The organism is Paraburkholderia flava, assembly GCF_004359985.1.
Taxonomy (GTDB): Bacteria; Pseudomonadota; Gammaproteobacteria; order Burkholderiales; family Burkholderiaceae; genus Paraburkholderia; species Paraburkholderia flava.
This window is the reverse complement of the sequence record NZ_SMRO01000002.1, coordinates 2336438-2349693: the sequence shown is the minus strand read 5'-3', so window position 1 is coordinate 2349693 and position 13256 is coordinate 2336438. Positions and strand designations below refer to the sequence as shown.

Below are 13256 nucleotides of genomic sequence, written 5' to 3'. Positions count from 1 at the left end.
CGGCGAGGCGTGGTTGCCGCAGGTTACGTTCTTCGACTCATCGATGCGGCGCTCGAGCAGACGACGGGCGTGCCGGGCAGGGCTCTACTACGCGGCGTTTCATGTATGAGGCGCTGCGTGGTTGCGGCCACCGTTTGTCTTCTTCGGTTGACGTCCGGCTGTGTCTGGTTTGCACGCGGGCAGCACGCCTCCGTTCGCATCCGGTCCGCGTGCGGATTCCATGCTGCCCGATCATCGCGAAACGCGTAGAACGTAACGTTTCTACAACCCCGTCGCCAGCAGCCACACCACCGTTATCATCCCCGCAAACCACACGAGCGAGCGCAGCGACGCCCAGCCGAGCACGTACAGCACGCCGTGCAGTACGCGTATTGCGACGAACGCGATCGACAGCGTTTCGACGCGCTGCGGGTTCGCATCCCCATGCCATGCGACGACAAGCGCCGCCGTGAACAGCGCGAGCGCTTCCCACGCGTTCAGGTGCGCGCCATACGCACGCCTGCGCCACCCCTCCAGATTCGCCAGATAATCGCGCGGCGCGTTGTTGTCGTAGCCGCGTTGCCCCTTCGCGCACACGGTCCAGACGTAAGGCAGCAGCGCGACGATCAGCAGACAAAGCGCCGGTACGCTCATGCGTGTTCTCCCTGTAGTTTTATCGTTACATTGATCGATGGCAGAATCGGGGCGAGCGTAGCATTATGCGAAGCGGGCTGCGTAGCGGTTTTGTCGAGGGGATACTCGGTCGCGTCTGTGGTGCGATGCATGGAACGACCGGCCGCGTACGCGGTCTGTTCCAGATGCCTGTGCGATGGCGCTGTGTAATGCACGTGGGCGCATCGTGCGCGCCCTGTGGAAAACCCTGGTCCGCATGTCGATTCAACGGGCGACGATGCGGCTACCCTGTAGAACAAGATGGCGCGCTGCGGCTTTGCCGCGCGAAAAACGTCACGCGAACATCGGGTGAGAAAGATGGAAGACTCGACGATGAAAGATCCCAACGATCTGAACGATGCACGGCTCGGTGTCTGGCGAGCCAATCTGGTGCTCCTGACGCGCGAAGTCGGCGCGGCGACGCGTCTCGCGCGGATGATGACGTTCTCCGCGACGTATCTGAAGCTGATGCTGTCCGGCCAGCGCGATTTCAGCGAGGAGTTCGCGCGCGGTGTCGAAGCGGTGACCGGTTTGCCGAACGGCTGGATGGACGAGCCGCACGCGAACGGCGACGTGCCCGACGGCGCGCGTGAGGCAATCGACAACGAAACGCCGCTCGCGCGTTTTCGCGGCACGGCTCATCCGGTGCGCAAAAAGACGGTGCTGCGTCCGCCGGAGCCGATCTTCGGCCAGCCTGCCGCACGACGCGTCGAGGACGAAAGCGCGGATGCCGAAACGCATCGCCGTCTCGCGCATGTGAGAAAGCTGCGCGATCTCGCGATGCAGGACGTACGACGGCTCGAGCGTCATCTCGGACGTCCGCCCGTCGATCTCGCGACGTTGCGCGCGAAGGTCGAGGACGTGAGCGCGTCTGCTGATCTCGATGGTGACGATCGTGCCGATCTCGAAGGGCGACTCGAACAGATCGACAAGCATCGGCAGTTGCTGCAGCGGCATGTCGAGAAGCTTCAGCAGTTGCTGGCGCGGATCGGGGAGTGAGTCGCGCGCGATGACGGTGGCTGCGGCCACTGCGGTGTCGCAGCCGTCGTCGCAGCGCGCCGTTCCCGGCAACACGCGCGATGCCGGTTTGAGTTCATCCCACCCGTTCTACGGTGCGGTGGGCGGCTTGCGCTTGGCGTTACGCATCACCAATCCATCTGCATCCCCGCGATCCACCCCGAGCAACACTCATGTCCGATTCCGGCCAGTCAGCCCGATCGATATTGGCTAAACTGTCCGTCCAGTTTCAGTCCTCTCTTCTCGGGAAATGGTCATGAACGACGCGTCGGTTTTTCGTCCTGTGCTCGAACGTGCGCTGAGTCATTCGCTCACGCATCTGGAGAATCTGCACGATGCTCCGGTTGCCGCCGAGGCCAGTCTGCACACATTGCGCGAGCGTCTCGCGAAGCCGTTGAACAGCGAGAGCCTGGCAGCCGAACGCGTTATCGACGATCTCGTCGCCGACACGGCCGGCGGCATCCTCGGCAGTGCGAGTGGGCGGTTTTTCGGCTGGGTGATCGGCGGCTCGCTGCCGGCTGCGCTTGCCGCCGACTGGCTGACCAGCGCGTGGGACCAGAACGCCGCGTCGTATTCGTGCGGACCCGCCGAAGCCGTGATCGAAGAAGTCTGCGGCGACTGGCTCAAAGACCTGCTCGGCCTGCCACGCGACGCGAGCTTCGCGCTAACGAGCGGCGCACAGATGGCACACGTCACTGCGCTCGCGGCAGCGCGCCACGCATTGCTCGAACGGCGCGGCTGGAACGTCGAACGCGACGGCCTGTTCGGTGCGCCAAAAATCCGCATCCTCAGCAGCGATCAATTCCACGGCAGCATCACGCGCGCGACGCGGATGCTCGGCATCGGCACTGCGGCTGTCGTCGGCCTGCCGGTGAACGACGATGGACAACTCGACACCGCGACACTCGAACACGCATTGCAGGCCAGCCCCGACATGCTGACGATCGTGCTGCTGCAAGCCGGCGATCTGAACATCGGCGCGTACGATCCTTTCGCCGATCTGATTCCGCTCGCGCATCGCTACGGTGCGTGGGTTCACATCGACGGCGCGTTCGGCTTGTGGGCGAATGCGAGCGCGCGGCATCGGCATCGCCTTGCAGGTGTCGAACAGGCCGACTCGTGGACCACCGACGGTCACAAATGGCTCAACGTCCCGTACGACAGCGGCTTCGCGTTCGTCGCGCATCCGCAAGCGCATCGCGGCGCGATGTCGTACGAGGCGAGCTACATCACGCACAACGATGACGTCCGCGAGCAGAAGGACTGGAATCCCGACTGGTCGCGCCGCGGACGCGGCGTCGCGACCTATGCGGCGCTTCGTCAACTCGGCCGCGAAGGCGTGGCCGCACTGATTGACCGCTGTTGCGATGCCGCGCATCAGATCGTGACCGGCATCGGCGCGCTGCCCGGCGCGGCGCTCGTCTGGGAACCGACGATCAACCAGGGGCTCGTGCGTTTTATCGATCCGCGATCCGCTGCGACGGAACGCGACCACGATGTATGGACCGATGCGGTGACGGCCGCTGTGCTCGCGAGCGGCGAGGCGTTGTTCAGCAACACGACGTGGCGCGGCAAGCGCTGCATGCGGGTGTCGGTGTGCAACTGGCAGACCGGGCCGCAGGATGTCGAGCGCGCGATTGCAGCGGTCGCGAAGGTACTGCAATCGCAAACGCGCAACGTCTAGGTTTCAGCCACCTTCACTGGAGTCCTCATGTCCGAACTCACGCAACAGTTTCGCCAGTTGCACATCAATACGGTGCCGCTTCGTCTGCCGAACGCATGGGACGCAGGCAGCGCACGACTCTTCGAAAGCCTCGACGCACCGGCGATCGCGACGACCAGTGCGGGCGTCGCGTGGGCGATGGGTTATCCCGACAGTCGCGTGCTGCCGGTCGACCGTGCGATCGCCGTCGCAGCGGACATGGTGCGCGTGCTGAAAGTGCCGCTGTCCGTCGATATCGAGAACGGTTATTCCGACGATGCGCACGCGGTTGCCGACGTGGTCGCGAGGCTCATTGACGTCGGCGTGTCCGGCATCAACATCGAAGACGGTCCGGATGTGCCGGACCTGCTCGCTGCAAAAATCGAAGCGATCAAAAACGCGGCGTCGAAGGCCGGGCGAGACATCTTCGTCAACGCGCGGACCGACGTGATCCTCGCGGGCCTCGTCGATGCGCCGGCACGCGTCGGCGAAGTGCTGTCGCGCGGTGCGCTGTATCGATCGGCGGGAACCGATGGGTTGTTCGTTCCTGGGCTGTCCGAACCGGCGGCGATCAAGGCGGTCGTCGAAGGCGTCGATCTGCCGGTCAACGTGATGGCGTGGCCGGCCCTGCCGCCCGCGGCCGAACTCGGCGCGCTCGGTGTGCGGCGTCTGAGCGCCGGCTCCGGTATTCCGCAGATGCTGTGGGGGCAGGCCGCGAAGCTCGCGCGCGAGTTCCTCGAAAGCGGGCGCTCCGAATCGATGTCGGAGGGGAGCATGCCGTACGGGCAGTTGCAGGGGCTGTTCAAGGACCTGTAGCGTGTCGCCGGTCGAACCTGAGAACTAAAGCCGCAACTCCGCCAAAATCTGCTCGGCCAGAAAATCGCACGGCGGCCGGTTCGACCGCGCGCTGCGCGCGAGCACGATTTCGAGCGTGGGCAATTTGGGCAGTCCATGCGGCCGTCCCAGTTGCTGCAGATGCGCGGGCACCGCGCAGCGCGCGAGCGGCGCGATCGCGAGGCCGGCCTCGACCATGCTGAATAGACCCATCAGACTCGGGCTCTCATACGACGTGCGGTGCGCGATCTTCGCGCGTTCGAGTGCATGGATCGCGTTCGCACGCGCGACGCTGCCCACGCCGAACAGCGCGATCGGCAGCGGACGCTCCTTCCAGATCTCGCGTCCCGGCGGTGCCGCCGATGCCGGCGGCGCGGCCCACACCATCGGCTCGAAACGGATGAATTCGCCGCTCAATCCCTTCAGCCGCGTGACGCACGCGAGGTCGACCTTGTTGTCCTTCAGCAGCGGCGCGAGCGCATGACTCGGCAGTCCGATCACCTGGATCTCGACCTTCGGATAGCTCGCGGAGAATTTGCGCAGTACCGCAGGCAGCAGCGACGACGCGTAGTCGTCCGGCACGCCGATCGCCACGCGCCCCTTCACCTCGGGATGGACCATCGACGCCCACGCCTCGTCGCGCAGCGCGAGCATCCGGCGCGCGTACGCGATCAGCAGCTGACCGTCCTGCGTCGGCGTGACGTTGCGTGGGCCGCGTACGAACAGTGGTTTGCCGAGCGCGGTTTCGAGCGCGCGGATCTGCATGCTGAGCGCGGACTGCGAGCGATGCACGAGCGCGGCACCACGCACGAAGCTGCCGGCATCGGCGACGGCGACCACCATCGAGAGAACGTCGAGATCGAGCGATTTCATAGCGGAGCGGATAAAAGCACGTAGCGCGACGGCGCCCGTGCCATCAGAAAAGCTGATCGAAGCGTTCAATATAACGCGTTTGCCTGAATGCACGTCGGTCCGCATACTGCGTCGACCTGATTAACTTGCCGCCGAAGCGGCCGGAGACGCGCACGATGCCGGACACCTACGAAGCCTTCAAGCAACTGCAGATGCGACTCGATATGTCGCGCGGCAAGCCGTCGCCGGAACAGCTGGATCTGTCGCAGGCGCTGCTCGACGAAGCGGGCGCGGCCGGGTTCATGTCACGCGACGGGATCGACTGCCGCAACTACGGACAGCCGCTCGGTTTGCCCGAGGCGCGCGAACTGGGCGCGTCGCTGCTCGATGTGCCGGCTGCACAGGTGGCGGCCGCCGGCAACTCGAGTCTCGAACTGATGTACGACGCGCTCGCGTTCGCGACGATGTTCGGCGTGCCGACCGGTGCGGAAGGCGCAGGGAAAAACGGCACGCCGTGGTCGCAGGAAAACGCGGCGTTCCTGTGCCCCGTGCCTGGCTACGATCGCCATTTCTCGATCTGCGAGGCGCTTGGTATCCGGATGATTCCGGTGCCGATGAACGACGATGGTCCCGACATGGACGTCGTCGAAGCGCACGTTCGCGACGACGCGTCGATCAAGGGCATCTGGTGCGTGCCGCTGTACAGCAACCCGAGCGGTGCGATCTATTCGGCGGACGTCGTGCGGCGGCTTGCGTCGATGCCTGCTGCAGCGTCGGATTTCCGGCTGTTCTGGGACGACGCGTACCGCTTCCATCATCTGACCGACACGAAGCATGCGACGCCGAACATCCTCGACGCGTGCGCGGCCGCCGGTCATCCGGATCGCGCGTTGATCTTCGCGTCGCTGTCGAAGGTGACGATCGCGGGCCATGCGATTGCGTTCTTTGCGTCGTCGGCGCGCAACGTCGCGTGGTGGCAGAAGCGCTGTTCGGTGCGCACGATTGGCCCGGACAAGCTGAACCAGTTGCGTCACGTGCGGCTGCTGCGCGATCGTGCGGGGCTCGAGCGATTGATGGAGCGGCATCGCACTCTGCTGCAACCGAAGTTTGAGGCGGTGCTTGAGGTGTTTTCCGCGCGGCTTGCGGGCGTGCCTGGTGTGAGCTGGAATGCGCCGGCGGGCGGCTACTTCATCAGCCTCTATGCGCCGCCTGGGCTCGCGAAGCGTACGGTCACGCTCGCGGCCGATGCGGGTCTCGTGCTGACGCCGGCAGGTGCCGCGTATCCGTACGGTAACGATCCGCATGATCGGCATCTGCGTATCGCGCCGACGTTTCCGTCGCTTGATGAGGTGCGGGTGGCTGCTGAGGGGATTGCGCTGTCGTTGTTGCGGGCGATTGATGAAGCAGGGCGGTGAGGGTTGGGGCAGCGCCACGCATGCGTTAGCGGAGTCGTCGGCTTTCTGACCGGGGCAAAGGACGTCGGCGAAGGTCAGCATGCCGCAGTCTCATGTTGGACCGGGTTCGGCCACGAGCGGTCGTTCAACGCTTTAAGCCGAACGACCGCTTTAAGTGGACTTAAACGGGCTTTAGCTGTTAGCTGGGCAAGTTGAAGCCGTGGTACACCTTCTCGGCAAGGTCCAAAGCGTCCTTGCCTAGGGCGAGCACCTTGATCGAAGCCTTGGCCGTCTCAAGCCACTTCATAATGCGATTACCGTCGGGCTTTGCCTCATCCGTCAGCTCACTCTTGACCTTCTCGAGGTTTACTATGGCTTTCTTCGAGTCGTCCGTCGGGACGGTATGAGCCTGGGTTAGGGCAGCAATCAGAGAGTCAAGATTGTCGACTTGCTCTTGCTTCTCCTTCATGGATGAGCCGATTCGTATACTCTGATCGGCTTGAATGTGCTCACCCTGAACGACTCGCGACGATCCTATCGCAGTGTAGGTCTGGTTCTTCGGTTCCATGGAGCCGGCTCCTTGCAAGTAGAAGTTTTGGGCAGGTGCCACGCCAATCGTGCCACCCCCCGCGTTTCGAAGAATACGCTCGTAAAACTCAACAGCGTTCTTATGCGTCTTGTACGTGAGCTGAAGAAAGCTGATGCGGTTCCTCATCGCCAAAATGAGAGCCGCGTGTTCGTTGTCGGGCACCACTACTGGCAGATCATCTAGGTCATCGCCTGATTTCACTCGTTCGATGTACTCTTGTAGATCCTTCTTGACGGTCTGCGTCGACACCGTGACCCCTTGGTCCCGAATCGTGAACTTGAAGGCGACCTTGTCGGGCAGACTGCCGTCCAGTGAGAATGAGATGGCGTAGCCCTTTAGTTGCGCAAACTCCTCGAAGCCTTTTAGGACATCGTGAAACATGCGCTTTTGGTCTTCCGGCATGTCCATGACAATGTAGCCGCCGGAATTTGCTGCCTCAGCACGTTCCTCCCTCTGCTGATTCGCATGCCTTTCGAACGTGTCTCGCTCATGCTCTTGTTTAGCACGAGTTGCTGCCCTTTCCATTTCTTCCCGTTTCAGCATCATGTCCTCCTTACGCCTTCGGTCCAGCTGTAGCATCCATCGGGAGGCGAGCATCAGAGCGAAAACGATGCCGAATAGAGGCACCATGGTGCGGAACATGTCCAGTACCATCGCGAAGGTGATGCGCTCAGATTCCATACATCTCCATTAGCTTTTTGTTGCACGCATCCTAGCAGAGTGTAGAACACCAGTTAACTCGACTACTCTTGTAGAGCCCCATTGCCACTCTCAGCGAACTACTCGGCGACGCAGGGAGTATCACCTTGGCCAAGCGAATGGCGTCGGCACGCGGGCACAGCCGCTCCCCGTGATGGCAGAGCCGCTGTTCTGAATAACCCCGTCTTGCAATTCGAGCGCCGTCGGCGATCGCCCGTCGCCAACTGTAAAGCGGACATTGGTCGTAGTCCGTTGACTGACTGCAGTGGGTCGACTTCGGTCGGTCGCGCCGGTTTGGCCGTGGTCAGCAACCGAATGGCTGACGGACCATGTTCCGCGGTCGCTTGTCGTCAACATGCAGTAAGCCGCCGTAAACCTGCGTAAAACACCCCCGCAAGGCTCCCATACCGCCTCCCCGCCTTTTGCGGTAAAACAACCGCATGACCGACCGCTCCCGCCTGATCCCCCTAATCGTCGCCTGCCCGCTGTTCCTGCAAAACCTCGACACGTCGATCATGGCGACCGCGCTGCCGTCCATCGCGCGCTCCCTCGACGTCGAGACGCTGCATCTGAATCTCGCGATCACTTCGTACCTGCTGAGCCTCGCGGTGTTCCTGCCGGCGAGCGGCTGGCTCGCCGATCGCTTCGGTCCGCGTCGCGTGTTCTGTTCGGCGATCGTGCTGTTCTCGATCGGCTCCGCGCTGTGCGGGCTCGCGCATTCGCTGCCGCAGCTCGTCATGTTCCGCGTCGTGCAGGGGATGGGCGGCGCGATGATGGTGCCGGTTGGCCGGTTGATCCTGCTGCGCAGCGTGTCGCCCGCGCGGATGGTCGCCGCGATGGTGTGGTTCACGGTGCCCGGCGCGATCGGCCGGCTCGCGGGGCCGCTACTCGGTGGCCTCGTTGTCACGATCACGTCGTGGCGCTGGATCTTTCTGCTGAACGTGCCGTTCGGCCTGATCGGCGTGCTGGCCGCGCTCGTTTTCATCGACGATGCGTACGAGCCCGTGTTCGAACGTTTCGACGCGGCGGGTTTCGTGCTGCTGTCGACGGGGCTCGTCGGTCTGGTCGGCGGGCTCGATACGGTGGGGCGCGGACTGGTGCCGCCTGCCTTTACACTCGCGTTCGTCGGCACGGGCGCGCTGTCGTTGCTCGCATACTGGCGCTATAGCCGCGCGCGCAGCGACGCGATCATCGATCCCGGCATCCTGCGTTATCGCGCGTATCGGACGGCTGTTATCGGCGGCATGCCGCTGCGCATTGCGATCGGCGCGTCGCCGTTCCTGATGCCGCTGATGCTGCAACTCGGCTTCGGTCTGTCGCCGCTGCAATCGGGCTCGCTCAGCGTCGCGACCGCGATCGGTTCGCTCAGCGTGCGCACGGTGATGACCTCGGCGATCCGGCGCGTCGGTTTTCGGACGCTGCTGATCGGCGCGACGTCGCTGACCGGCTGTTTTTACGCGTGCTACGGGCTGTTTCGTCCCGATACGCCGCATCTGCTGATCTTCGTCGTGCTGCTGTTCGGCGGGCTGTTCAATTCGCTCGGGATGGTGACGCTCAACACGCTGGGCTACTCGGACATGCCGAAACCGAAGATGAGCCGCGCGACCGCGCTGTCGAGCATGGCGCAGCAACTGTCGATCAGCCTCGGCGTCGCATTCGGCGCGACGCTCGTGGCGCTGACCGCGCGCCTGAACGGCGGCAGCGTCGCGCATCTGGCCGCGCGCGACTTCTCGCCGGCGTTCGTCGTGGTCGGCGCGATGACGTTGTGCTCGCTGTTCTTTTTCGTTCGGCTTTCACCGGACGAAGGCGCGGAGTTGCGGCAACGCTGAACCGGCATCGCGTGAACGCCGCGCGGCCCGCAATGTGCTACAACGGCAGGCATCCATCGTCGATAAGGACACGCTATGACCCGCATCGTGCGTCGCCTGCGCGCGGTTGCCGCGTTGCCGCTGCTGGTCGGTGCATGCAGCGGCTCGGCCGTGTTCGCGGACGAAACCGCGAGTCCAACGACCACGACGTCCGCTACCGACGACGTCGCCCCTTCGACGCTCGAACGCGACGTCCATCTATTCGTCATCCAGAAAGACGGCTCGGTCGAGGAGCACGACGACTCGACGTTGCGCGCCAACACGACGAGCGGCGTCGACGACATCGCGCAACGCTACGTGTGGTTCAACAAGGACATCGAGCACGTCGAGCTGTTGAAGGCGGAGACGATCGACCGCGACGGCGTCGCACATCCGGTCGGACCCGAGGCGATCCGCGACGTGCAGGAGCCGCGCTCGGCGGGTGCGCCGACGTTCCAGGACGGCGTGCTGCGCACCGTGATCTTTCCCGGCGTCGAGCCGGGCGCACGCGTGCATCTGGTGTTCCGCAAGACGCGCACAAAGCCGCTGCAGGCCGGCACGTTCGCATACCTGGTCGAGCCGACGCGCGGCCCCGTCGACCTGCAGCAACTGATCTTCGATCTCCCCGCCGACCTGCCGCTCTACGCAGACGCACGTGGCTACACCGCACTGCCGCCCGTCACCGCGAACGGCCGCACCCGCTACACGTTCGAGTACCGGCACGGCGCGTATGCACCGATTGAAGCGGGCGCGGTCGGCTACGCGACGTGGGGCGACCGGCTGATGGTATCGACGGTGCGCGACTTCGCGACGTTCGCCGCGCAGTACCGCAGTGCTGCAGCCGATCCGACCGCGCAGAACCCGACGATCGTCAGTCTCGCGCAGTCGCTGACCGCAGGACTCACCGATCCCGCCGACAAGGCGCGTGTGCTGTACGACTGGATGCGCTTCAACATCCGCTACGTCGCGCTGTTTCTCGGCGAGACGGCGGCTGTGCCGCACAAGGTCGTCGACATCCTGCGCAACCGCTATGGCGACTGCAAGGACCACGTCGCGTTGTACGGCGCGCTGCTCGCGGCTGTCGGCATCCGCAGCGAGGCGGTGCTGCTGAACCTCGGGCCGTTCTATACGTTGCCCACGGTGCCGGGTTACGGCGCGAGCGCGATCAATCACGTGATCGTCTGGATTCCCGAACTGCAGCAGTTCGCGGACACGACCGCGGGTGGCATTGCGTTCGGCACGTTGCCGCCGGGCGTGATGGACCGGCCGGTGCTGCTGGTCGACGACGGCACGCTCACACGGACGCCGGCTGTGCAGCCGCGTGGCCGCACGACGCATCTGGAGATCGACGTCGACGCGAGTGGCACGGGTGCATTTGCGTACCGCGTCGAGGACAGCGGCGCACCGGCCGAACTGGAGCGCAACGTGTTTCGTCGCGCGACGCATCGACAGGCATTGCAGATTGCCGCCGACCGTCTGCGTCAAACGGGCCTGCACGGCACCGCGCATGTATCGACGAGCGACGTCGCCGCAACCCGCGGTCCGTTCGCGACGACGATGCAGGGCACGCTCGAACACTTCACGTGGCCCGACGGCACGACTGCGCTGCCGGCGTTGACGAGTCTCGCGGGCGGGCTCGCGACGCAGGTGCAGGCGTGGCTCGCGGAACCGGAGCGCACGCAGCCGTGGGTGTGCATCGGCGGAGACTTCGACGAGACTGCGCAGATCACGTTGCCGGACACGCTGCGCGTGACCGATCTGCCGACCGATACCGCCGTGCACGACGGCTTCTTCGATTACGCGTCGCACTACGTGTTCGATCCGGCGACGCACGTGCTGCAGATCACGCGACGGCTCACCGCGCAGTTCGGTCATCAGGTGTGCACGCCCGACCAGTACGCGCAGATGCGCGGCACGTTGCAGCGGATCGAGCGGGATGCGTTGTCGCAGGTAGTGGTTAAGGCGGGGCGCGGGTAGCGCCCACGCGATCACCGCAGCGGCAAACATATCTCCGTCACGAGATCGGTCGGCGCCGTGTCCTTCGGATTGTTCAGATACACCTCGAATACCGGCGCATCGTCCGCCTCGCGTCCCGACTGCGGCAGCCATTCGCCGTACAGCCACTGGTAGGTGACGTGCATCTCGCCATACGGCCCGCGATGCTGCAGCACTGCGTACGACCCACCGCGCACCGTCGTCATGTCGACCGGCGCATCGACGCTGACGTCGACCGCATTCGGCAACCACACGCCCGCCTTCGAACGCAGCTGCGTTTCATCGACAAGCCCTGGATCGTCGTAGTAGATACCGACCATCCGCATGTCAGCGGACAGCAGGTTTCTCGCGGCCAGCCAGCCGATCAGCGTATCGAACGCCTTGCCGATCTGCATGTAGGAACCGGTGTGTGCGACTGTGAGTACCTCCATCGCGGGCACGTCGCGGATCGTCACTTCACGTAGCGTCATGGGGTCGCCTCCCGAGTGCACCGGACGGAACCGGCTGTGTGAACCCGTCTTGCGATATTGCGCGGGCGGGATGCCGTATGCCGCGCGGAACGTGCGCGTGAACGACTGAAGACTGCTGTAGCCGGCCTTCGTTGCGATCTGCGCGATCGGCATCTCGCCTTGCACGAGATAACCGGCCGCGCGATGCAACCGCAGCCGACGAACCGTCGTCGCCACCGTCTCTCCGTACATCGCCTGATAGATCCGGTGCCAGTGATACGGCGACAGACACGCGATCTCCGCGAGCCGGTCGATATCGAGCGGTTCGTCCAGATGATCGTAGATGTGATCGAGCACGCGACCGAGGCGTGCTTCATAGCGTGCGCTGGTGTGGAGGTCGGTCATGATGCGGGTGCAGGTGGCGTGATCGGGAAGGGCATGCTGTGAAAAATAGCACGCTCCGATTTACCAAATCCTGCGGAACTGGCGACTGCTATGTCACTCCGCCAGCACAGCGACCTGCCGGCGACCGGATCCCAGCCGCCCCATGATCCGTCCAATGCCGAGCAGGTACTTCGTGACGTACTTCGTCGTCAGATATTCGACATGGCCGACCGGGCAGCGCTGCCGGTTCACGAAAAGATGATCTTCGTGTCCGTACGAGTCCCTCGTGAAATTGATCGACAGGAACCCCAGCGATTCGAGCCGGCGCTCGAGCCGCACCACGTCCTCTCTTTTCACGAGATCGCAGAAGTCATGGAACTCGATCGCGATCTGGCCGATGTTGCTCAGGAACGCATCCGGCAGCGAATCGAGCAGCGACACCTCGGCGCCTTCGATGTCGATCTTCAACAGATCGAGTCTGCCGATGCCTTGCTGTTCCGTGAACGTATCGAGCCGCATCGCGGTGACAGGAATCTCGATATCGCTGTCGTGGGTGCGGGTGAAAGACGACGCTTCCGAATTCGCGGCGACGAAGAAATTCATCGTCCCTTCGCGATCCGCGATCGCGAAGTTAAACGGCTTCACGCGCGCAAAACCGGCGAGCCGCGCAAAGCACGCGGGATTCGGTTCGACCGCGTAGCAGACGCATCCATATTTCTCCGACATCAGTCGCGAGAACGCGCCGACGTTCGCACCCAGATCGACGACGACGCTGTCGCGCCGCAGGAAGCGTTGAAAAAAAGTATGTCCGCTGATGCGATCCATAGGATTCTCAAAGTGAGT

The 13256-nt window shown here is 63.9% G+C and carries 11 protein-coding genes; 6 read left to right on the top strand and 5 right to left on the bottom strand.

Translation table 11 applies throughout. From position 1 onward, the window contains the following. Positions 1 to 261: 261 nt before the first annotated feature. Positions 262 to 633, bottom strand: a complete 372-nt coding sequence (locus tag E1748_RS21890; RefSeq protein ID WP_133649229.1) for an MAPEG family protein — start codon at positions 631 to 633, stop codon at positions 262 to 264. 336 nt (positions 634 to 969) lie between these two features. Here E1748_RS21890 and E1748_RS21885 point away from each other — a divergent pair, with 336 nt between their 5' ends. The 3 genes from E1748_RS21885 to E1748_RS21875 all read left to right on the top strand — a co-directional run bounded on the left by E1748_RS21885 (position 970) and on the right by E1748_RS21875 (position 4186). Beyond that, positions 970 to 1650 carry a hypothetical protein gene (locus E1748_RS21885; RefSeq protein ID WP_420819337.1) on the top strand — a complete coding sequence of 227 codons (681 nt, stop codon included), beginning with the start codon at positions 970 to 972 and terminating at the stop codon, positions 1648 to 1650. 274 nt (positions 1651 to 1924) lie between these two features. Beyond that, positions 1925 to 3352 carry a pyridoxal phosphate-dependent decarboxylase family protein gene (locus E1748_RS21880; protein ID WP_133649227.1) on the top strand — a complete coding sequence of 476 codons (1428 nt, stop codon included), beginning with the start codon at positions 1925 to 1927 and terminating at the stop codon, positions 3350 to 3352. Positions 3353 to 3379: 27 nt separating this feature from the next. Continuing rightward, positions 3380 to 4186: an isocitrate lyase/PEP mutase family protein gene (locus tag E1748_RS21875; RefSeq protein WP_133649226.1), complete on the top strand. Its 807-nt coding sequence runs from the start codon at positions 3380 to 3382 to the stop codon at positions 4184 to 4186. 24 nt (positions 4187 to 4210) lie between these two features. On the opposite strand, the gene E1748_RS21870 is transcribed toward E1748_RS21875, so the two are convergent. Beyond that, positions 4211 to 5077, bottom strand: a complete 867-nt coding sequence (locus E1748_RS21870) for a LysR substrate-binding domain-containing protein (RefSeq protein WP_133649225.1) — start codon at positions 5075 to 5077, stop codon at positions 4211 to 4213. Positions 5078 to 5232: 155 nt separating this feature from the next. On the opposite strand from E1748_RS21870, the gene E1748_RS21865 reads away from it, so the two are divergent. Further along, positions 5233 to 6471, top strand: a complete 1239-nt coding sequence (locus E1748_RS21865) for an aspartate aminotransferase type Ic (protein WP_133649224.1) — start codon at positions 5233 to 5235, stop codon at positions 6469 to 6471. A gap of 178 nt (positions 6472 to 6649) precedes the next feature. Here E1748_RS21865 and E1748_RS21860 read toward each other — a convergent pair whose 3' ends face one another. Next, positions 6650 to 7720 carry a hypothetical protein gene (locus E1748_RS21860; protein ID WP_133649223.1) on the bottom strand — a complete coding sequence of 357 codons (1071 nt, stop codon included), beginning with the start codon at positions 7718 to 7720 and terminating at the stop codon, positions 6650 to 6652. 458 nt (positions 7721 to 8178) lie between these two features. Between E1748_RS21860 and E1748_RS21855 the strand changes: the two genes are divergently transcribed. Together E1748_RS21855 and E1748_RS21850 are read left to right on the top strand one after the other, a co-directional pair. Then, positions 8179 to 9567, top strand: a complete 1389-nt coding sequence (locus tag E1748_RS21855) for an MFS transporter (protein WP_133649222.1) — start codon at positions 8179 to 8181, stop codon at positions 9565 to 9567. Positions 9568 to 9642: 75 nt separating this feature from the next. Beyond that, positions 9643 to 11562, top strand: a complete 1920-nt coding sequence (locus E1748_RS21850) for a DUF3857 domain-containing protein (protein WP_133649221.1) — start codon at positions 9643 to 9645, stop codon at positions 11560 to 11562. An 11-nt stretch (positions 11563 to 11573) separates the two neighbouring features. On the opposite strand, the gene E1748_RS21845 is transcribed toward E1748_RS21850, so the two are convergent. Continuing rightward, positions 11574 to 12434 carry an AraC family transcriptional regulator gene (locus tag E1748_RS21845; RefSeq protein WP_133649220.1) on the bottom strand — a complete coding sequence of 287 codons (861 nt, stop codon included), beginning with the start codon at positions 12432 to 12434 and terminating at the stop codon, positions 11574 to 11576. A gap of 93 nt (positions 12435 to 12527) precedes the next feature. Continuing rightward, entirely contained in the window at positions 12528 to 13238 is a 711-nt protein-coding gene (locus E1748_RS21840; protein WP_133649219.1) for an FkbM family methyltransferase, read from the bottom strand. Positions 13239 to 13256: the final 18 nt, after the last annotated feature.